This is a genomic window from Acetobacter oeni (assembly GCF_011516825.1).
Taxonomy (GTDB): Bacteria; Pseudomonadota; Alphaproteobacteria; order Acetobacterales; family Acetobacteraceae; genus Acetobacter; species Acetobacter oeni.
Genome location: NZ_WOTA01000001.1, coordinates 1 through 21,643, shown reverse-complemented (window position 1 = coordinate 21,643; position 21,643 = coordinate 1). Strand labels below are relative to the sequence as shown.

General features: G+C 54.8%; 19 protein-coding genes. 4 read left to right on the top strand and 15 right to left on the bottom strand.

What is annotated here, in order from left to right; genetic code table 11:
• Positions 1-38: 38 nt before the first annotated feature.
• From cydD to GOB90_RS00075, 5 genes are all read right to left on the bottom strand, one after another.
• Positions 39-1,766: a thiol reductant ABC exporter subunit CydD gene (gene cydD, locus GOB90_RS00090; RefSeq protein WP_146885155.1), complete on the bottom strand. Its 1,728-nt coding sequence runs from the start codon at positions 1,764-1,766 to the stop codon at positions 39-41.
• 105 nt (positions 1,767-1,871) lie between these two features.
• Positions 1,872-3,653 (bottom strand): sensor histidine kinase, encoded by a 1,782-nt coding sequence (locus GOB90_RS00085; RefSeq protein ID WP_146885153.1) that lies wholly within the window; start codon positions 3,651-3,653, stop codon positions 1,872-1,874.
• 158 nt (positions 3,654-3,811) lie between these two features.
• Positions 3,812-3,982 (bottom strand): NepR family anti-sigma factor, encoded by a 171-nt coding sequence (locus tag GOB90_RS19895; protein ID WP_456304216.1) that lies wholly within the window; start codon positions 3,980-3,982, stop codon positions 3,812-3,814.
• 106 nt (positions 3,983-4,088) lie between these two features.
• Positions 4,089-4,673: a sigma-70 family RNA polymerase sigma factor gene (locus GOB90_RS00080; protein ID WP_146885151.1), complete on the bottom strand. Its 585-nt coding sequence runs from the start codon at positions 4,671-4,673 to the stop codon at positions 4,089-4,091.
• A gap of 122 nt (positions 4,674-4,795) precedes the next feature.
• Positions 4,796-5,266, bottom strand: coding sequence for a sigma-70 family RNA polymerase sigma factor (locus GOB90_RS00075; RefSeq protein WP_373322047.1), 471 nt, complete (start codon positions 5,264-5,266; stop codon positions 4,796-4,798).
• Positions 5,267-5,446: 180 nt separating this feature from the next.
• Between GOB90_RS00075 and GOB90_RS00070 the strand changes: the two genes are divergently transcribed.
• Both GOB90_RS00070 and GOB90_RS00065 read left to right on the top strand, forming a co-directional pair.
• Positions 5,447-6,184 (top strand): response regulator, encoded by a 738-nt coding sequence (locus tag GOB90_RS00070; protein ID WP_146885147.1) that lies wholly within the window; start codon positions 5,447-5,449, stop codon positions 6,182-6,184.
• An 80-nt stretch (positions 6,185-6,264) separates the two neighbouring features.
• Positions 6,265-8,091 (top strand): ABC-F family ATP-binding cassette domain-containing protein, encoded by a 1,827-nt coding sequence (locus GOB90_RS00065; RefSeq protein ID WP_146885145.1) that lies wholly within the window; start codon positions 6,265-6,267, stop codon positions 8,089-8,091.
• Between the two features lie 118 nt (positions 8,092-8,209).
• Here the strand turns inward: GOB90_RS00065 and htpG are convergent, their stop codons facing one another.
• The 5 genes from htpG to GOB90_RS00040 form a co-directional block, all read right to left on the bottom strand.
• Positions 8,210-10,120, bottom strand: coding sequence for a molecular chaperone HtpG (htpG, locus tag GOB90_RS00060; RefSeq protein ID WP_146885143.1), 1,911 nt, complete (start codon positions 10,118-10,120; stop codon positions 8,210-8,212).
• A 393-nt stretch (positions 10,121-10,513) separates the two neighbouring features.
• A complete protein-coding gene (locus tag GOB90_RS00055; protein WP_146885140.1) occupies positions 10,514-12,841 on the bottom strand; it encodes a xanthine dehydrogenase family protein molybdopterin-binding subunit in 2,328 nt (775 codons plus the stop codon).
• Positions 12,834-13,319: a (2Fe-2S)-binding protein gene (locus GOB90_RS00050; RefSeq protein ID WP_146885138.1), complete on the bottom strand. Its 486-nt coding sequence runs from the start codon at positions 13,317-13,319 to the stop codon at positions 12,834-12,836. The genes GOB90_RS00055 and GOB90_RS00050 overlap by 8 nt, the downstream gene beginning before the upstream one ends.
• A gap of 34 nt (positions 13,320-13,353) precedes the next feature.
• Positions 13,354-14,691, bottom strand: coding sequence for a c-type cytochrome (locus GOB90_RS00045; protein ID WP_146885136.1), 1,338 nt, complete (start codon positions 14,689-14,691; stop codon positions 13,354-13,356).
• Between the two features lie 456 nt (positions 14,692-15,147).
• Positions 15,148-16,614, bottom strand: a complete 1,467-nt coding sequence (locus GOB90_RS00040; protein WP_146885134.1) for a mannitol dehydrogenase family protein — start codon at positions 16,612-16,614, stop codon at positions 15,148-15,150.
• A 269-nt stretch (positions 16,615-16,883) separates the two neighbouring features.
• Here GOB90_RS00040 and rpmI point away from each other — a divergent pair, with 269 nt between their 5' ends.
• On the top strand, positions 16,884-17,087 hold the full coding sequence (gene rpmI / locus GOB90_RS00035) for a 50S ribosomal protein L35 (protein WP_146885132.1): 204 nt from the start codon (positions 16,884-16,886) through the stop codon (positions 17,085-17,087).
• Positions 17,088-17,101: 14 nt separating this feature from the next.
• A complete protein-coding gene (gene rplT, locus GOB90_RS00030) occupies positions 17,102-17,458 on the top strand; it encodes a 50S ribosomal protein L20 (RefSeq protein WP_146885130.1) in 357 nt (118 codons plus the stop codon).
• 83 nt (positions 17,459-17,541) lie between these two features.
• On the opposite strand, the gene GOB90_RS00025 is transcribed toward rplT, so the two are convergent.
• From GOB90_RS00025 to GOB90_RS00005, 5 genes are all read right to left on the bottom strand, one after another.
• Positions 17,542-17,967 (bottom strand): acyl-CoA thioesterase, encoded by a 426-nt coding sequence (locus tag GOB90_RS00025; RefSeq protein WP_146885128.1) that lies wholly within the window; start codon positions 17,965-17,967, stop codon positions 17,542-17,544.
• A gap of 95 nt (positions 17,968-18,062) precedes the next feature.
• Positions 18,063-18,467 carry a phosphoribosyl-AMP cyclohydrolase gene (hisI, locus tag GOB90_RS00020; RefSeq protein ID WP_146885422.1) on the bottom strand — a complete coding sequence of 135 codons (405 nt, stop codon included), beginning with the start codon at positions 18,465-18,467 and terminating at the stop codon, positions 18,063-18,065.
• A 23-nt stretch (positions 18,468-18,490) separates the two neighbouring features.
• The gene (ygfZ, locus tag GOB90_RS00015; protein ID WP_146885126.1) at positions 18,491-19,360 is read right to left on the bottom strand and encodes a CAF17-like 4Fe-4S cluster assembly/insertion protein YgfZ; all 870 of its coding nucleotides are present in this window, start codon (positions 19,358-19,360) and stop codon (positions 18,491-18,493) included.
• Between the two features lie 138 nt (positions 19,361-19,498).
• Positions 19,499-20,680 carry a 23S rRNA (adenine(2503)-C(2))-methyltransferase RlmN gene (gene rlmN, locus GOB90_RS00010; RefSeq protein ID WP_146885124.1) on the bottom strand — a complete coding sequence of 394 codons (1,182 nt, stop codon included), beginning with the start codon at positions 20,678-20,680 and terminating at the stop codon, positions 19,499-19,501.
• A gap of 91 nt (positions 20,681-20,771) precedes the next feature.
• The gene (locus tag GOB90_RS00005; protein WP_146885122.1) at positions 20,772-21,512 is read right to left on the bottom strand and encodes a TlyA family RNA methyltransferase; all 741 of its coding nucleotides are present in this window, start codon (positions 21,510-21,512) and stop codon (positions 20,772-20,774) included.
• Positions 21,513-21,643: the final 131 nt, after the last annotated feature.

Sequence of the window (21,643 nt, the reverse complement as noted above, 5' to 3'; positions counted from 1 at the left end):
AGTCACTCACAGAATGAACTCCCTTGCCGGAACCGTATTCATGCCGCCCCCTGTCGGGCCGCGACACGACCATGCACGAGATCAACCCGGCGTCCGGTGAACATATGGACGGCCGTCGAATGGCTCGCAAGAATGACCGTGCGCTTCAGGGCAAGACGCTTCAGACTTTCAAAAACATCAGCTTCAGTCACCGGATCAAGATAAGCGGTCGGTTCATCAAGCAACAAAACCGGTGCATTCTTCAGATAGGCTCGCGCGATAGCGATACGCTGCGCCTGCCCGCCGGAAAGCCCGAATCCGCCTTCACCGATGATTGTCTCCAGGCCATCAGGAAGTTCGGAAAGAAATCGGTCAACAGCAGAGGAGCGCAGGGCGGCGGCAAGCTCTTCGACATTTGCATCCGGTTTTGCGAAAGTAATATTTTCCCTCAGCGTACCCGCAAACAGGACTGGCCGCTGGCCTATCCACGACGTCATTTTTGCAAGGGCTTCGGGCACGATAGTCTGCATATCCGCGCCATTAAAAATAATACGGCCACTGTCAGGCCGGATAAAACCTAGCAGCAGTTCCATAACCGTCGACTTACCTGAGCCGGACGGCCCGGCAAGAACCGTAGTCTCACCAGCTGGTACAGTAAAAGACACATGGTCAAGCGCCGGACCGCGCGACGCATCCCATGTGAAGCTTACGTCTTCAAAAACGATCGTCACCCCATGCGCCTCGACCGTGCGAACCGGCTGTCCTTCGGTTAGCGGCTGCGGCTCCGGAAGGGCAAGAATCTCCGCGGCGGCTCCCTGCGCCAGAGCCCTGTCCTGATAAGCCAGAGCGAGGCCGCGAAATGGCGCGAAAAACTCCGGGACAATAAGGAGGGCGAAAAGACTGTCGACCACAAAATGAGGCAGATACTGACGATCGGCGCCACTCGTGGCGATAAGAGCATGATGGCCGTCGGCAATGGCAATAGCGATGAGCGCAACGATCATCGCACAGTCGATGGAGGCCGATGAAAGAAATGCGATACGCAGAATTTTCATCGTCCGCACACGCAGATCTTCGGCGGCTTCAGAAAGATGCAAAGCTTCTTCATCGGCGCGACCGGACAGGACGATCGTTGCAATGCCGCGAATACGATCCAGAAAACGGGCCTGAAGACGGGTCATCGCAAGAAACTGATTGCGAGAGGCAACGGCGGCACCAACTCCAAAGACCGCTTGTGCAACAGGCACTGCGGCGCCGCAGATTGCAAGGATCAAAGCGGCACGTGGCTGAGCCCACAGGACAGACAGTAAAAGACAGGCCGGCGCAATGATCCACAGCACGGAAGCAGGCGCCCATCGGGAAAAATATCCGTCCAGCGCTTCGATGCGATCAACAGCGAGGGATGCCAGGGCACCACTATGCGCCTGCCGAAGAACGGCAGGCCCCGCTCCGACGATTGCGGACAACACTTCGCTGCGAAGCCGTCTGCGCGCAGCGCGCCCGGCGGCGGCGGCTGACAGTTCGCTGGTAATATTGACCGCAACGCGCAGAAGCGCCGCGGCGATAAAGCCGATAAAAGGCCATAACGGCTCATCAACTCCTGCCGCACCGGACAGAGGAAGCAATGTTGTAAGGGCCGGCCCAAGAATATTGGCTATGCACCACATCTGCGCAGCAGCCAGCAGGCACGACATCACACTCAGAATTATGGACGGCCGGGCCATACGCAGGCCAAGGCGCGCCTGCGCACGGGTCCACGCCCGGATCGCCGCCTTGCTCTCGTTCATGTGTTCTCTATATCGAAGACGATCTCACCAAAACAGAGCCTATCACGCGATGCTGCCTTCCCGGATTATCATCCCCGATTAATCAGCCGGATTCGTGCCCTGATTCTATGTTGGGGCGCGGTTTGCAGGCACGGAATATTCAACGATAAATCGTGTCCCGTCACCTTCTTCAACCCGGAGGCTTGCAGATATCTGCCGCGCAAATCCCCGGATCAGTTGCAGACCGATTCCTTCCCGATCACCATTGTCAGCCGACGTCGAAAGGCCAATCCCGTCATCCGCGATGATGAGTGTTATAAGGTTACCGGTCCGGGACATCGAAATCGAAATTGTACCGTGACGGTCCCCTGGAAATGCAAATTTTAGCGCATTTGAAACCACTTCCGATACAATCAGAGCAATTGATGTCGCCTGATCCGGTGCCATCACAATGCCGCCGGCGTCGACATGCATTACAATGCGCGACCGCACGTCCTGCCCTGCGGCAGTGAGAAGCTGTGCGCTGAGTTCGTCGAGGAAACTGTTCATGTTGAGGCTTTCAAGCTCACCCTCAACATAAAGATGCCTGTGGAGCGTTTCGAGTGTTCTCACACGATCGCGGGCAAGCATAAACTCCTGCCGGACGTCATCGTCTCTGATCCGACTCCCCTGCAGGCTGAGCAGAGAAGCCACAATCTGCAGGTTGTTTTTAACGCGATGGTGGATTTCTCCCAGAAGTATCTTCTGATGATTGACAGCTTTCTGAAGTTCCTGCTCGCGTCTTGCCAGACGACGTGTAGCGGTCCCGAACGCCCAGGCAAGTTTCCTGTATTCCTGCGGCGCGGAAAGACTTACCGAAGCATCGAACGCTCCTGCCCGCTCCCATTCCTGCACAGCTTCAGTCAGCCTGCGCAGAGGATGAATAACGAGACGATGCCCTGCGATCATCACCCCCGCGAGGCCGGCCAGCAGGAGCGCAAGCACGAGAGCGATCCAGACGCCAAGCATCCACATAGTTCGCGTTTCCTGCGGAAGGCGTGCAGCCTCCACAACAACCGTTCCTACACCACCAACCGGGCCATAAGCACAAAAGCGACTCGATAGTTGCAGGGATGATCTTCCCAGAACATCTTCGGTCGCGAGACTGACAAGCTTACGGATGATCGCGCCATCGGGGGGAGGCCAGCCACAATCCGAACACAAGGAGACCAGGCCGGCATCCGGCGCCATCAGCCATGCTTCTGCATTAGTCATCAGCCGCGGTGCAGTTCCTCCGTCCGATGAAAAATGTGTCTGAGATGGGATTGCAGTCTGATCAAGGGGCTCGATCGCTATCAGAAACGTAGACCTGTCATCTGATCTATTGAGGGATGTTACGGATACGGGGACCCGCACACTGAGATACGGACGCCCGTTATCAACCCAGATGGCAGCAGATTTTTCATACGTAATAGCCGGCCTCGCCCCGCTTTCGCAGGATTTAAAAGAACCCGAAGTCGTTGTTAACTGATGCGCAATTGCTCCGTCACTATCGACGATAGCTAACAGACAGTAGCGCGTTCCACTTGCTGACTGCGCGAGCTGTAAAAGCCGCCGGGCTGAATCATCATCCACCATCGAGTCGCTAAGTGTCTGCAACATAGCGACCGTGCGCTCAGCATCATGTCGCAGATGCTGGTCGATCTCCCTGACCGCGATTTCACTGCGCCGCTCGCTGCTTCTGGAAAGATTTCCGTAGTCCTGCCAGATGAGAATAGTTCCGAGAATAGCCACAGGCAAAACAGAGCCTATAATTATAGTGGCCATACGCGCTCTGACCGAATCGAAGAGCCGGGCAAAGCAAAAAGCGACTCGCAGCATACCCTTCTTGCGCTGCTGCAGCATCTGCTCTCCCGACACCACTTTCATGAGATGCAAGCCATAACAGCCCTCAGAAAATCCGCAGGAATTCGCAACAGGTTCAGATTACAGGATAATTGCGGGGCAAAGAGGTTTTTACAGGGACACACACAATCAGCCCGCCAGAGATTATTCAGAAAATGACAAAAATCTTCGGCGAAGTCGCCTCATGAATCCCTGTCCTCTTCGATAATCTTCAGCAATTCCTCCGGGACAGGCTCCTTTGCCACATCATCAAAAAGCTGATGCAACCCACGCCGGAGCCATATCTCAAAGGCGTCGTCCCCTCTTTTTCTGCTTTTTTTCGCAGATACGGACTTCTCGTCCCTGGCCGACATCGACAACCATCCCGGCAAATGTTCCAAAGGCTCCGGGCGCGATGCCGGGAAAGAATGGGTCACCATACCATACCCCGGCTTAAAAATTTATTCCCCGAATCTTAATTTATCCACGCAACCCGTTCGAACGGGTTGCTGCGCCCATCATTTTCCGGCGATCAACCTCGTTACGCAACGCAGATGCACGCTGACGCAACCCGTCATCTTCCGGAAGCTCCCCGGTCATCCAGGCTTCAAGCTGACGCCGCGCCCTGAAGACACGGCTCTTTGCCGTTCCCACAGCACATCCTGTGGATTCCGCCAGCTCCTGATAGCTCATACCATGCAGCACAACCATAACCAGCGCCTCACGCTGGTCATCCGGAAGTCGGGCCAGAGCATATCCAAGATCTTTCACAGCCAGGCGGTCTTCGTGATCCGCCTTACTGGACAAAAGCTCACCCGGAACATCATCAATGTCAGATGTAGCCCGCTGTTTTCTGAGATCCGATATGAAACGGTTACGAAGGATACGATGCATCCATGCCGCAAAATTCGTTCCGGGAATGAAGCTGTCGCGTGCATTCAAAGCGTTGCACACCGCATCCTGAACCAGATCTTCAGCCTGTGCGCGATTGCGGGTCAGAGCGAGAGCCTGAACACGAAGCTTCGGCAGGATAGAAACAATCTGGGTATGGAATGTATCAGCCATTATCTTTATTCCCCTTATTCTGAACAATGAATGAATGGGGAACTGATTTGGTTGCATCGAACCTGAAGAAAGATATCACGAAAACGAGAGACCATTCATACCAGAGCAGAAAACAGACCCGTTTAATTGTCTTTCACGGCGCAATCCCGAATTGCGATAAGCGCCGCGCGAGCCCGGGAGACACGGGCTTTCATCGTTCCGACAGCCACACCACAGATAACAGCCGCCTCATCATATGACATCTCCTGGGCTCCGACGAGCATCAGAGCTTCACGCAAAAGCGGCGACAGTTGCCAGAGCATGCTGTCGAGATCGGATACCTGATAAGAATCAGCATCCGGACTGGCATTCATACGGGTGCCTGAACCATATTGTTCCAGAACCGCCTGCTCACGTTTGCGGCGACGCCCCTGCTCGTAGAATAAATTGCGCAAAATGGTAAAAGTCCAGGCTTTCAGATTTGTCGAAGGATCAAATTGCGCCCGTGATGCAAGAGCCCGCATGACAGCTTCCTGTACAAGATCATCAGCCCGCACCCTGTCGTGGCTCAGAAAACGCGAAAAAGCGCGTAATTCAGGCAAAAGACCAACGATTTCATCACGAAACCGGGATGAAGCAGAAGCATTCTCTGCCTTCGTATTGTTTCCTGGCACTGGCGCACAATCGGAATTTGCCGCAGCACTCAGAAAACAGGCCCTTTTCTGATCATGGTCCGCCATGCCAATTTAATACCGCCTGTCATTTCGGTTCCTGCCGCGTAAGGAAACTCCACGATGCCCGATTCGCAACGAAGCGAACTGATCCGCGCCCTCCCCTATGCGCGACGTTATGCACGGGCCCTGACCGGAAGCCAGCCACGTGGCGACCTTCTGGTTGCTGAAAGCCTCCGTGATCTTGCATCCCGCGCGGGAGAAGCGCTTCCGGCCCGCCATGGTCTGTATCGCGCGATTTCGCAAAAAGCGGCAAGCCTGAGCGATGGGGAGCAGCCACATACACTCACCCTCATACAGCGTGAGCTTTTACTTCTTACTACGCTCGAAGGCGTGTCGGCCGGACAGGCAGCCAGAATTCTGGAACTGAAGCCTGAAGAAGCGGAAGCTCAGATCGCCGCGGCACATAAAACAATCCGCTCCGTCTCCCAGACGTCAATTCTGATTATTGAAGACGAACCGATTATCGCCATGGACATTGAAGATCTTGTTCTGCGATGTGGTCATACTGTGGCGGGGGTTGCACATACGCAGGCAGAAGCTGTTGCCCTTGCAAAGGAAACACGCCCCGGTCTGATTCTTGCCGACATCAATCTCGGTGACGGTGGCAATGGCATGGATGCCGTCACCGAAATCATGCAGTCCATGACTGTCCCGGTGATCTTCGTAACTGCTTATCCTGAATGTCTTCTGACAGGTAACACCGTCGAACCGTCCTTCGTCATCACCAAACCGTTCGAACCCATGACGCTGGCAACCGCGACATATCAGGCCATCACAGGCGGGGTCCCTCTTCCCTGATATGGCACCGCGCCGGATATTTGAGGCAGAAAACCGTCTGACAGCTTGCATCGCACAGCGCTTGGCCGCACTTTCCGGACATGGCTGCTCCTCCTCTTCTCCTGCTTCAGGACATCACTCTCACTCTTGGTGGGAAACCATTACTGGAAGGGACCGGATTCTCGATCTCTGCGGGCGAAAGGCTATGCCTTGTCGGACGCAATGGTTCCGGAAAATCAACGCTTCTTCGCATTGCGGCCGGGGAAATTTTAGCTGACTCCGGCACCAGATTTCTCCAGCCCGGGACGACTCTGCGCTACCTTCCGCAAGAGCCCGATCTTTCAGGACACAATACCGCACTCGACTACGTTCTTGCCGGTCTGACCGATCCTTCCGCCGAGTGGCGTGCCAGCGCCATGCTCGACGCACTCGGGATGAGTCCGGAGGAAAATCCGGCGACTTTGTCGGGTGGCGAAGCGCGACGCTGTGCTCTCGCCCGTGTTCTTGCCGCTGAACCGGATGTCCTGCTCCTTGATGAGCCTACGAATCACCTCGACATGCCAACCATTGAGTGGCTGGAACGCGAATTGCTTTCTCTTCGCACAGCCATGGTCATTATCAGTCATGACAGACGTCTGCTTGAAACCCTGTCACGCAGCGTAGTCTGGCTCGAGCGGGGAACAACACGACGTCTCGATCAGGGTTTTGAGCGGTTCGAAACATGGCGCGAGGAGGTTCTTGAGCAGGAAGAACGTGATGCCCACAAACTTGATCGACAGATTGCCCGTGAGGAAGACTGGATGCGCTACGGCGTCACGGGACGCCGCAAACGGAATGTCCGCCGGGTAGCCGAACTGGGAGCTCTTCGTGCGGCACGCATGGACGCCGTACGTCCACAGGGAAATGTCACCCTGACAGCCCAGACAACAGGCCAGTCCGGAAAGCTCGTTTCCGTAGCGGAGCAGGTGTCCAAGGCATGGGGCAACAGACCAATCGTAAAAAATCTGGATCTTCGGGTCATACGAGGGGACCGAATGGGGATTGTCGGAGCGAACGGAGCTGGCAAAACCACACTGCTCCGGTTGCTGACGGGCGTTGATACTCCGGACTCCGGCACCGTTACCCTAGGGCCTTCCGTCGCCATGATTACACTCGACCAGCAACGCCGTGCCCTTGATCCGGACCGGACACTTGCCGACACGCTGACCGGCGGTGGCGGCGATATGGTTCAGGTCGGAGATGAAAAGCGGCATGTCATTGGTTACATGAAAGATTTTCTGTTTCGTCCTGAGCAGGCACGCACTCCGGTCGGACGGCTGTCAGGTGGAGAACGGGGGCGCCTGATGCTGGCCTGTGCGCTTGCACGTCCCTCTAATCTGCTTGTTCTCGACGAACCGACAAATGATCTCGATCTTGAAACACTCGATCTTCTGCAGGAAATGCTGGCGGCCTATGACGGAACAGTTCTGATTGTCAGCCACGACCGCGACTTTCTTGACCGCGTTGCAACATCAGTTCTGGTAGCAACGGGGGGCGGCTCATGGACCGAATATGCTGGCGGCTATAGCGACATGCTGGCGCAGCGTGCGGGTGTAGCACCTGACGAACGACATGTTCCGGAACAGCACCCCTCTCCGGAGCATGAGAAAGCTCTGCCCTCTTTGGTTCCGACGCAAAAAACTGTCGGTACACGAAAGTTGTCTTATAAAGACCAGCATGCCCTGGAGAAATTGCCTGGCCGGATCGCTGAGCTGGAAACGGAGATCGAAAAGCTTCGCAGGAAACTGGCTGATGCTGATCTCTATTCCCGCGACCCGAAAGCTTTTAATCGCCACACCGAAGCACTCGACACTGCCGAGCGCGCGCTGACAACAGCAGAAGAGCAGTGGCTCGAACTCGAAGTAAAACGCGAAACTTTCGGGACCTGATAAAAAATCAGGCTCGTTCAACTCGGCTGACTATATTTTCAATAGTCAGCCGGTCTTCAAAATCAGGTCATCCGTATCAGCCGAAAAATACAGTCATTCGACGACCAAACAGCCTCTCTCACCCGACTTTGACAGCTTCTGCCAGCAACCCGGTCAGACGCTGAGCAAACAAAGCGGGATCTTTCGGGCTTTCCCCGTCCTGAATACGCGCAACATCCAGAAGAACTTTTGCCAACTCGCTGACTGCGGCACTTTTCTCGGCAGCCTTACGCGCAAGCTCCCTCACAAGGTCGTTACGAGGATTCAGCTCCAGTATGGGTGCTGTCTCCGGGACTTTCTGCCCACTGCGTCGCATAAGCTTGAGCATCTGCAGGTCCATGCCATGCTCCGGAGCAGCCAGAACAACCGCACTGGTGACCAGACGATCAGTACCCCGGACGTCTGAAACATCGTTGCCCAGAGCTTCTTTGAGCGCCGGGATCAGAATTTCCAGATCTGCGGCTTCTCCTTCCGCAGCCTCACCCTCGACCAGAAACTTTTCAAGATCCGCATGGCCCTGAGTCACGCTCTTCAGCGACTTACCTTCAAAGCTGGTCAAACGGTCCGGCCAGAAAGAATCAACCGGCTCGGACAGCAGCAAAACTTCGATCCCGCGCGCCCGAAAACCCTCGAGTTGCGGTGAACTGGCAAGCGCCTCTTCATTATCACCTGTGAGATAGTAAATCGCGTCCTGCTCTGGCTTCATCCGGGAAATATAATCGACCAGAGTTGTCCAGGAGTTCGGCGTATCCCCTGAATTTTCGGTGACAGAGAGAACACTCGACCGGAAACGGGCCAGACCGGCCAGTTCGGTACGGTGCTCGGCATCCTCCCAGATTCCTTCCTTGATAATCGAGCCAAAATTTTCCCAGAATGTCAGGAATGAATCTGCGTCAGATGAGCGGGATTTAAGTTCATTCAGCACGCGACCTGTGACAGCCTTGCGGATACGCGCAAGAACCGGCGTCGATTGCAGCATTTCACGTGAGACGTTCAGCGGCAGGTCTTCCGTGTCCACCACGCCCTGAACAAAACGCAGCCATGCGGGAAGCAGCATCGCATCGTCAGTAATGAACATGCGCCGGACATGCAGGCGAATCTTACTTTCCCGAGACTGTTCACCAAATTCGAACGGACGGGACCCGGGGATAAACAGCAGGGCGCTAAATTCTATCGTCCCTTCGGCATGCCAGTGAAGTGTTGCCCAGGGGGTATCGAAATTATGCGTGATATGACGATAAAAATCATTGATCTGATCGTCGGTTAGTTCGCTTTTCGGCTTCCGCCACAATGCTGTACCTTCATTGGCCGGGCTTTCACCGTCGTCTTTCAAAATGGTAACAGGCCAGGAAATATGATCCGCCCATTTGCGGATAATCTCCTGAAGCTTCCATGGCTCAAGAAATTCGTCCGCATCTTCTTTTATATGCAGCGTGATGTCGGTGCCCGCTTTGTCACGCGTCGCAGGCTCAATCGTATAGGCACCTTTTCCTTCAGATACCCAGCGCCATGCCTCATCCGATCCGGCACGACGTGAGACAACTTCAACCCGATCCGCCACCATAAAGGCGGCATAAAAGCCGACACCAAACTGACCAATCAGATTTGGCTTATCTTCCGGTTTGGCAGATTCCAGTTCTTTGCCGAACGCACGTGTCCCCGAACGGGCAATCGTTCCCAGATTACTGACGAGTTCTTCCCGGCTCATGCCGGAACCATCATCAGAAATGGTCAGCAGCCGGGCATCCTTATCAGGATTAATGCGAATTTTCGCATCATCCGGCAAAGCGCGGGCACCATCCGTCAGCGCCTCGAACCGCCGTTTATCTGTCGCATCTGCCGCATTTGCGACGAGTTCACGCAGAAAAATCTCACGTTCGGAATAAAGAGAATGGACGACAAGATCGAGAAGACGTCCGACCTCCGCGCTGAATTCATGCTGTTCCGCTCCGGTCGAGGTCGACGGAGTTCCGGTCTCCTGTTCAGCCATTTATGAGTATCCCCTTCTTTTTTAACTTTTAGGTCAATTAAATAGACTGCCTTTTAAGGAGAGCAGTTCTTTACTGAAAATATGTGTGGTGTCGTAATTCACTTTTCAACCATAAGCTGCACACAAGATTCCGACTTACCGGAACGCAGCGGTCGCATAAGATCAGAATTTTCTGTTTGATTAAGGCCCGCAGAAACTCACGAAGAACCTGATGTGCGATCCAGGTATTTAACAGAACAGGTTGTGATCCGGATATCCGGCAGACAGAGATTCAAAGTCATCTTGTCCAGGCGAACCGGGTTTCCCCTGACCATACCGGCCGGGAAATTCAAATAAGTGTCAAAGGTTTCGATGCAGACAGAACATCACCCTGCCCGCATCGAAACCAGTAGTTCAGGTCGAGCTTTTTTCCTTCAGAGCAGCCAGCACATCTGCCGGGCGAACAGGCTGATGTCGAAGACGAACACCCACCGCGTTAAAGATCGCATTGCCAATAGCTGCGCCGATGGTTGTTACTCCCGGCTCACCCAGACCCATTGGCTTTTCAGTGCTTTCAACGAATTCAATATCCATTTCAGGAACATCGGCTATCCGAAGCGGCGTGTAAGTGTCCAGATTGCGATCTTTACAGACGCCATCAACAATCTCACTACCTTCGCACAGGGCCATACTCAGCCCCCACAGCGCACCGCCTTCTGTCTGAGCCATAGCGCCGTCGGGATCGACCACCGTTCCTGCATCAAGCACGAGCCATATTTTCTCACAGGTCACGATTCCGGTTTTACGATCGACCCGAACCCGCACAGCGCCGGCAGTCCAGGTCGGCATCCCACGTTCCTGCCCGAACGTGGTTGCGATGCCGATAGCTGTGTCTTTCGGAAGCGGTTTACCCCACTCGACCTTTTGCGCCAGTCGTTTCAGCACAGCAGCCTGCCGCAAAGCACCGCCAACTGAATCGGGAGCTTCGCCTTTATTTCTGCCGTCCTGTCCGCCGCCATTCAGCATAGAAAGGCGAAGTTCAACAGGATCTCTGCCGATCTCATGCGCGATTTCATCCCAGAACTGCTCGGCTGCCCATGGCGTCCAGCCAGAACTTACCGAGCGGAGCCAGCCAGGACGAAACGTGTCATTAGCAAGATCATTGCTCAGAGCACGCACCCGGACCGGACCGCAATCATACCAGTGATCAGCACCGGCAATCGCGAACTGATCATAGGGTTTGCCGTCCACTCCTTTTTGCATAAAGGCTGCGGCCATAACCTGTGTGGGCCAGCCTGCTGCGGCATGATGCTGCATCCCGATGAGCGTGTTCTTCTCATCAAGAGCGACCCGCACCGTCTGAACAGAAGGCGAGCGGATTGAATCAAACATCATGTCGTCGGAGCGCGTCAGAATCAGTTTGACCGGTTTGCCGCCGATTGCCTTAGACGTCAGAGCTGCCGGAACAGCGTAGTCGCCATTCAGACGGCGACCGAACCCCCCTCCGAGAAGATAGCTCATCATCTTCACTTTGGATTCCGGAACAGCCAGAGATTTGGCAATGACCGGGAGAAACAATGTTTGCCACTGATTGCCGCAATGGATTTCCCATATGCCGTCTTTAAGCCGGGCAATCGCGTTCATCGGCTCCAGCTGATAGTGCATCACCGACGCGCATGTATATTCACGCTCGACAACGCGATGAGCGCGTTTGAACGCGTCATCAACACCGCGATCGTTAAATATCATCGTCCCGCCATCGCTGCCGTCAATTTGCATGCGGCCGTGATCGAGAATGTCTTTCTCCATGACGTGAGCTGTCTTACCGGGCGTCCACTCAACCTTCAGAGCATCTGTCGCCCGGATTGCTGCGGGATACGAGGAGGCCAGCACAACGACCCAGCCTGGCACCGTATCAGAAGGATCATCAAGCACTATGTAGCGAAGATAACCGCGAACTTTCTTTGCCACGCTGTCATCAACAGACACAACTTTCGAGCCATATCGGGTCGGCGGCATCTTCGGACGCCCGTAAACCATTCCGTCAATTTTGGCATCAATACCGTAAATCGCCGTCCCATCTGTCTTAGATGGAATATCAAGCGCCTTGACTTCCTTGCCTATCAGACGACGGTCGGACGCAGGCTTCAAGGGCAGATTTTTCATCTGGTCCGGCGTAAAGCTGCGTACAGGTTTCGCCTGAGCCACGATGTCGCCAAAAGAAATCGAACGCGCTCCTGCGATGACCATGCCGTTGCGGGCAACGCATTTCTCCGGCGTCACGCCGAGCAGTTTAGCACCTTCCTCGACAAGCACCGTCCGCGCGGCCGCACCGGCCTGACGGAAGACATCCCACGTCATCCAGACAGACCACGAGCCACCGGTAACCATCAGTCCCCATTTCGGGTCTGTATCGACATAGGTAATCTTTACCTTGTCCCAGTCGGCTTCCATTTCATCAGCTATGATCCTTGCGAGGGCCGTACCAATGTGCTGCCCCATCTCTGCCCGGATGATATTGACGTTAACGGTTCCGTCAGGTGCGACCGAACACCAGATCGTCGGTTCAAATTCTTCCGGTGGCAGCGGAGCCCCGGGTGGATAAAGCTGAGCTGCCTTTGTCTGACGCGCAAAACCGAACAGAAGGGTACTGCCCGCAGCGGCAGAGAGAAAGCCACGACGGGACAGACCGCGGCCTGCGGCGCGGTCCTGCTCGGCGGCAATGCGTTCGAGCCTACCCATTGGACGTCTCCCCGGAATTTTTGGACTGCATCGCAGCAGCGGCCTGCTTAATGGCCTTACGAATACGGATATACGTCATGCAACGGCAGAGACTGCCGCCCATGACGCCGTCAATTTCTTCATCTGTCGGGGATGGATAGTCTTTCAGCAGGCTTGCGGCCTGCATGATCTGCCCCGACTGACAGTAACCACATTGCGGCACCTGAATATCACGCCAGGCTTCCTGCACCGGATGGTCGCCAGCCGGATCCAGCCCCTCAATCGTCGTCACCTCCGCGTCTTCAATCGCGGAAACCGGCGTAATGCAGGATCGTGTTGCCCGACCACCAACATGAACAGTGCAGGCACCGCACTGCCCGACACCGCAACCGAATTTGGTTCCGGTCAGCCCCAGGTCATCACGAATGGCCCACAGGAGAGGTGTATCTTCAGGCACGTCGAGCGATACGTCACGGCCATTGAGTTTGAATTTGATCATAATACGGCTCCGTGATCCCAACTCATGGCGAGACTCAGTGCGAAGAATTGACTGGCGGTTCTTCCACCAGTTTGCGGGCTTCCGCGGCTTTCTTATCGAGATCGGTCCATGGCGGCAGCGTCGTCCGTGTACGACGGAGATAAGCAGCTATACGCGCCATGTCATGATCACTCAGTGCGTTGTAAAAACTTGGCATTGCCACGCCACTCTGCCCCTCTTCCGCAGTCAGACCGCGAAGCATCACGAGATACAGATTGGTCGGCTCATCCAGCCAGAGCGCATTATTCAGCGCGAGTTCCGGGCGACCGAGCACGGGCATCGGGGCGGCATTATAGTGACATGCCGCACAGGCTCCCTGATACAGGCGCGCATCCGGATCAGTGCTCAGCACACTCCCCGCAAGATCCCGCTTCGACTGCTCCATTGCAGTCCGGAGAGCAGCCTTGTCGCCACCCACGCGCTGTGCGGCATGGTCCACATCAGCAAAATAATGGGCAATCGCGTGCACATCTTCTTCCGGCACGGTTGCCAGAAAATCGTGCGCCACCGGCGACATCGGACCACCCGCAGGGCCATGAAGAGGCGCAACGCCGTTACGCAGGTAGTCGTATAATTCATCTTCCGTCCATACGACCGGCGTCGGATTTTTATCGTTCAGCGGCGGGGCAATCCAGCCATCAACAGCGCCACCGTCATACATTTCGTCCGGCACTTTTTCCGCGCCGAGCAGGCCACGAGGCGTATGACATGCCCCACAGTGCGCCGCGCCTTCCGCAAGATATGCACCGCGATTCCACATCGCATCATGCTTCGGATCGGGTTGATAGACACCAGGCCGGAAATAAAGGAGCTTCCACCCGGCCAGCGTGAAACGAGGTGAAATAGACAGCGGGAAACCATTAGGTCTGCGCGTCATATGCACTGCCGGCTGGGACATGATCCAAGCATAGAGATCAGAGATATCCGCATCGGTCATTTTCGTGAAATGATCATATACGAAGGCTGGCAGCAGATGAGACCCATCGCGCGAAATGCCATATCTCAGAGCCCGACGCAGAGCCTCTTCGGACCAGTTCCCGATCCCGGTTTCAGGGTCAGGCGTAATATTTGACGAATAAATGGCACCGAACGGCGAAACCATCTTATAGTCGCCGGCAAGTCTGGGGCCTCCCCCGATATCCTGGCGCGTATGACACTCAACGCAGTAACTCTCGGCCGCGACAATACGACCGCGCTCAATCTTAGCCGCACTGAACTGCCCGGGCTGCGGCGGCGCCACTTTTGGTAGCGCAGGGTACCACGCGTACCAGAGAAAACCTGCTCCGCCGGCAATTCCTGCGCCGACTATGATCGCGAGTATGCGTTTAATCACTGAACCCTCACTACCGGAAAACCGGCCCGCCCCGTTTCACTGCACATAGCCGTACAGCACTTCTGCAAATGAAGTGTGACCTGTTACGCGTATGCAGAATCGGTGACCGTTGCTCCGCATCCTGCAATAAATGCATAACTCATTCAGAAGAACTGCAAAATAAGCATATGATTTATGTCATGCCGGAATTTTTATCACTACTGTGATTATTTTTCCATATGTACTAGGAAATTAGCGAATTCTGTCTGTATACGAACGAATACAGACAGAATTCTTAGTTTTGTTTTCTTTGCCAGCTACGCCACGGATGCAAAGAGACCCTGGAACATTCCGGCAGCCCACATAAAAGAAATGGCAATCAGGCCTGATTTACCATGACCGGTTTTTCACCCACATGAATCTGGCTGACCTCCTGGTGAGTGGTCAGCCGATTTTACAGCGGCGGAAAAATGAAGCTCAGAGTGTTGAGAGAACCCGGGCAGGACCTTTTGACCTGATGTCTGACCGGTAATGTCTGAACATTTCCCGGAAGGTCTGACAGTCAGCGATACCCCAGCCCTCAAACATCGGGAGATCGAAAACCGCGAGCAGATTACTGTCTTTAAAAACCGCTTTCTGCTCGTCGGTTGCCGCAGGTTCGCTAATTTCAATCGGATTACCCTTGCCATCCTTACCGCATTCGCATTCCGCCCAGCACGCAAGGGCGAATGCCTCACGCCGTGTGTCACTCCCCTTCCTGATGAGTTCATGAACAGTCTGCCCCAGAAAGACCGGTAGTTTTGAAAAACTGTCGGAGGCAATGCGCTCAAGCTGATCACCGACGGCATGATTACGAAAACGATGCACAACCTGCGCAGCGTATGCCGCCAGATTTATGTCCGATGGTGGTGAAAGAAGAGGAGCCACATCATCATTCAGAAAACGCTCCAGCAGAGCAATGAGGCGTGCGTCTCCCACCGCCTCATCGACTTTGCGATACCCCAGCATAAGCCCGCAGAATGCCAGGACGGAATGACCGGCGTTCAGCATCCTGAGTTTAACCTGCTCATAAGGCTCGACATTCTCAGTCATCTGCACGCCAACAGCCTCAAACTCCGGGCGTCCGGCGCAAAATTTATCCTCAATGACCCATTGTATGAAATCTTCCGAATAAACAGGCATCAGATCATCGACGCCGCTCTCTTTATCAAGACGGCGGATATCCTCATCAGTAACGGAAGGGGCAATTCTGTCGACCATGCATGATGGAAACGAGACATTCTCCCGTATCCATGCCCCCAGAGACGCATCGCGCGCTTCTGCAAAACCGCAGAAAGCCGCCTGCGCCACGCGCCCGTTATGCTGAAGATTGTCGCAACACAGAACCGTAAATGGCCCTGCTCCCGACTCTCTTCTGCGCCGAAGTGCTTCGGTCACAAGGCCGAATGCACTCTCCGGCACCTCGCGCTTCAGGTCTCCGGCAATGAACGGATCGTCGAGCCGGAAGTGGCCTTCACCGTCCACAAAATAACCGCCTTCTGTAATCGTCAGACTCACGATACGGATTGCCGGGTCAGCCAGCTGCGCAATAATTGGCTCATAGCCATCGAGGCAGCTCACATATCTTACAACCGAGCCAACAGCACGGATCGTACTCGTATTGTCAGGAGCAAATTCGGTCAGAGTGAACATGCCGTCCTGCCTGTGAAATGCCTCTGCCCGTTCCTCTTCACGACGTCCCTGCCGTATCCCGAGACCAGCAATCCCCCAGTCCTTCTGACCGTCGCGTCCGAGAATATGATCAATATAAAGAGCCTGATGTGCACGATGAAAATTGCCGACACCGATATGGGCGATACCCACGAACACGCTCTTCCTGTCGTAAACGGGTGTCAGCACCTCGGGCGGAAGTTTGTGCAGGGTGGCATTCGACAGGCCGGTCATTCAGACAGTTTCCTCTATTTTCAGATTTGCGTGAGCTATACCGGCTCGTGATGACATCACAGGGGCCGATGACGCATTGATCTGAGTCCTATAGCATAAATGCCGGCTTCGCATTTTACATCAGAGGCGTCGCTACACGATCGGGGTTGAAACTCCGCGCCGGGTTCGTTATGACCGCCGTTCGTTCACGCGCCCGGGCCTGTAGGGCATGCCCGGCCGTGACTTGTCTGCCTCACTTTGTGAGGTGACCAAATGTCAGGGAGACTGAAATGCCCAAAATGAAGACGAAATCGTCGGTCAAGAAGCGGTTTAAAATCACCGCGACCGGCAAGGTGCTCTGTGGTCCGGGCAATAAGCGTCATGGACTGATCAATCGCTCGCAGAAAATGAAGCGCACAAATCGCGGCCCGCAGACCATGACAGAGATGGATGCGAAGACCGTGAAACAGTGGGCCCCCTACGGGCTGGTCTGAGGAGCATCTGAACTATGGCACGTGTAAAACGGGGCGTTACCACTCACGCCCGTCACAAAAAAGTCCTTGACCTTGCTAAGGGCTATCGCGGTCGTTCCTCGACGAATTACCGCATCGCGCTTGAGCGGGTCGAGAAAGCTCTGCGTTATGCTTATCGCGATCGCCGCAATAAGAAGCGCGAATTCCGGGGGCTCTGGATTCAGCGTATTAACGCTGCGGTACGTGAGCATGGTCTGACCTACAGCCGTTTCATCAACGGGCTGGATAAGGCAGGCATCGAGATTGACCGCAAAGTTCTTGCTGCAATTGCATTCGACGATTCAGCTACTTTTGCAGAAATTGTAAAACTGGCTCAGGCCGCACTGGCCTGAATCAGTCTTACTGGCTTTTTGCAGGTAGTCCGGTCACTTCCGGCCTGCTTGCGGGATAAAAATTGCCATTTTTTGGCAACTTTTTATCCCGCTTCGCTTCCTTCTTCTGAGACTAAGTTTTCAGGCGGAATCGTAACTGGTCGATTATTTTCATCGAGCGCAACGAAGATAAAGCGACCACGTGTGACCAGTTGTGTTTCTTTTGACTGTCTGACGCGGCGCCAGGCCTCCACCTCAATCGTCATTGAGGTTCGCCCGACACGTGCGATATTTGTGTAAACGGACAACTCATCGCCCACAGTCATCGGCGCCAGAAACGACACGCCATCAATTGCCACCGTTACCGTCTTGGTGCGGGCTCGCGTACCCGCAGCGGAACCGGCGGCCAGATCCATCTGCGACATAACCCAGCCACCGAAGACATCACCCGCGGCATTTGTGTTCCCGGGCATTGCGATCACCCGGATAGTCAGATGACCCGACGGCTGAACGGGCTGGTTGTCCAACATGCTTTCTCCGACCTTTCCGTTTCGCCGTTTACGATTCCCACGGAGAATGAGCGAAAGTGAGAATACACACAATCAATTCTCAGCCGATCCCAGATTTAACGGCCGTAAAGCGCTTCCGGGGCGATGACAGGATCTGAGATGGTCTCCAGGCCGTTCGGAGAAAAACGACGATAAAAGCAGCTTCTTCTGCCGGTATGACATGCGACCCCTGTCTGGTCGACAAGCAGAAGAACCGCGTCTCCATCACAATCCAGACGTGCTTCAACAAGGCGCTGCACCTGACCTGAGGTTTCCCCCTTACGCCAGAGCGATTTACGGCTGCGGGAATAATAGCAGACCAGCCCGGTCAGAAGAGTTTCCTTAAGAGCCTCGCGGTTGAGCCAGGCTACCATAAGCACCTCACCTGAATCGTACTGCTGCGCAATCCCGCACACCAGACCGGCTGCATCGAAACGCAGACGACTCAGTTCATGCTCCACGATTTCCTGGCTCAGCACCATTTTTTCATCAGTGCGTAACCCGCTCACGGCTGTGTCTCCTCTGGTCTGAGGTCAGGGTCCGGCTTTGGGGTAAGCGCCATGGCAAGCCACGCAGGAATGCGTGGAACGATACGGTGACCACTCGCAGTCAGATGACTGTCAACTTCTGACGGGCGCAGAAATGCGAGACCGCAGTGATCATGACTTGATCTGATCTGCCCGACCTCCATGCCATCTGTCATCACAGGCGTGCTTGATGCAGGAACAGGAACCTCTGAAGCAATCGGGACAAGCCGTTTTTTTACCAGTCCACGATAGCGGGTACGGGCCGTCAGTTCCTGTCCCATATAGCATCCCTTTGTCCAGGAAATACCGTTTAACAGATCGAAATTCGCTTCCAGCAGAAGTGTTTTTTCTGCTTCGCAATCTCTCACGCCATCTGGCAGCCCGAGGACCAGTCGATGCAGATCGTAAGAAGCGGCATCAGCCCTGGCCACCGGTGACGGCTCGGAGCACAGCAATCGCCACCCGGCTCCGGGCAGGCGCGGATCGTGTGCGACAATGGCATTTTCTACAGTGGCGACATCAGGCAGCCCTCCCCATGCCGCATGCACAACGAGATCGGCGAGACGCAGAGAAACATCCGAACGAAGCCTGAATTTCGATAATGTCGCAATAATCATCTCTGCCTGCACGGCAGCACAATCCAGAAGCAGACGTGGTTCATCCGGATCTACCAGAATGAAAAAATCTGCTTTCCAGCGCCCCTGTGGTGTCAGCAGAGCAGCCCACACAGCTTGTCCCGGAGCGACAGTTGTCACGTCGTTAGAGACCAGCCCTTGCAGAAACCGGACCCGGTCATCTCCGCTGACAGCGACGACTTTCCGGTCGGAAAGATGAGCAAGATAGGACATGAACAAAAACTCCCTGGCAGCAGAAGCGCAGGACAAATATGATTTAAAGTCTGGAAACTTCGCCCTTTGTGAACACGGCCGCAAGACGCGAACCACAGAGAACGATGACCTTTCCGATCATATTTTCAGGAAACGCTTTCAGACGCCTTCAGTTACCCGACGTTGACGCTCGCTTTCTGTCTTCAGTTGTCCGCACGCGGCAAGAATATCGCGGCCACGAGGGACTCTGATCGGTGAAGCAAAGCCGGCCTCCATGACAATTCGGGCAAACTTCACCTGCTGCTCACGTGTTGACGGCCTGTAATCGCTACCTGGCCATGGATTAAAAGGAATCAGATTGACCTTGGCGGGAATGCCACTGATCAGACGCACCAGTTCACGGGCATCTGCTTCACTGTCATTGATACCTCGCAGCATGATATATTCGAATGTGATTCGTCGGGCATTGCTGGCAGCCGGATAACGTCGACAGGCAGCCAGAACTTCAGCAATCGGATATTTACGATTAAGGGGGACGATCTGATCACGCAGATCATCCCGCACCGCGTGCAGCGAAACAGCCAGATTGATACCGAGTTCATCGCCACAGCGATCCATCAGCGGCACGACACCGGAGGTCGACAGCGTAATCCGGCGACGAGACAAACCAATCCCTTCACCGTCCATGATGATCCGCATCGCCTTCGCGACATTTTCATAATTATAAAGCGGTTCGCCCATACCCATCAGCACAATGGTCGATAGCAGACGTGGAATCTCGCCTTTCGGGCTTGGCCACTCACCATATGAATCGCGGGCCGCCATGAACTGGCCGACAATTTCAGCCGCACCCAGGTTACGGACCAGCTTCTGCGTTCCGGTATGGCAGAACGTGCATGAAAGCGTGCATCCTACCTGGGATGAAATGCAGACAGCGCCGCGATCTTCATTACGATCCGGAATATAAACTGTCTCGGCTTCCTGCCCGTCCCGGAAACGAAACAGAAATTTACGCGTTTCATCAGTGGATGTCTGGACGACAGCGGCCTCCGGGCGTCCAACGATGAAACGCCCGGCCAGTTTTTGCTGAAGGGGCTTAGCAATGCTGCTCATCCGGGAGAAATCAGTTACACCCTGATGATAAATCCAGTGCCAGAGCTGCTTGGTACGGAAAGGTTTCTCTCCGATAGCGGCCAGTTCTTCTGTAATCTCTTCCCGCGAAAGACCGATAAGCTCGCGACGTCCATCATCCAGCTGTGCCGGAGGCGGCGAGAACAATGCTGACTTGGCGAGTATCCGCTCCCGGTCAGCTGCGTCGAGCGCAAATGCTGTGTCGCTCACGGCGTGTCATCCTATACGACAATCAAAGGGATTATGACGCGCTCCTATCATGAGCGATAGCAAATAGGGAGCAAAATCGGCAGAGACAGAATCAGCCGTTCCTTCGGGCGCCGATCAGGAACTCGCGATTCCCTTCAGGTCCTGTAATGGGACTTGCCTCAATTCCGAGGACATCCCAGCCTGTCTGGCTCTGCCACCATTCAGCAATCGTCTGGCAAACATTTTCATGAACAGCCGGATCACGCACAACACCTTTTGCTCCAACGTGTTCGCGACCGGCCTCAAACTGAGGTTTGATGAGGGCCACTGCCCACGCATCTGGCGTCGTCAGTGACAAAGCGGCAGGAAGCACCGTCCGCAAACCTATGAAGCTCGCATCGCAAACCACAGCTCCCACCGATTCCGGAATAATCGTGCTATCAAGATGACGTGCATTCTGTTTTTCCAGCACAACAACCCGGTCATCGGATCGCAGCTTCCATGCAAGCTGTCCATGCCCGACATCAACGGCGTAAACCCGCGCTGCGCCGTTAGTCAGCAGAACATCGGTAAACCCTCCGGTTGATGAACCGACATCAAGGGCAGTTTGCCCGGCAGGTGAAAACCCGAAAAAAGGCAAAGCATGCGCGAGTTTAAGTCCGCCTCGCGAAACCCATGGGTGATCCTGCCCTTTAAGGCTCAGAGAGGCGTCTTCCGCCAGCAAATCCCCGGCCTTATTAACGCGTCTGTCACCGTGATACGCCAGTCCGGCGAGAATCAGCGCCTGCGCCCTGGTCCGGCTTTCGGCCAGACCACGATCAACGAGCAACTGATCGGCCCGGCGTTTCGCCATATTAGGCAATCTGCTCTTTATTCTCGCTGACACCGAGAGCAGCGAGTGCGGTGTGCACGATGTCGGGTGCGTTGAGTTTTGCGACGTTATACTGCTCGAACTGCGTATCGTGGTCGATGAAGCGGTCTGGC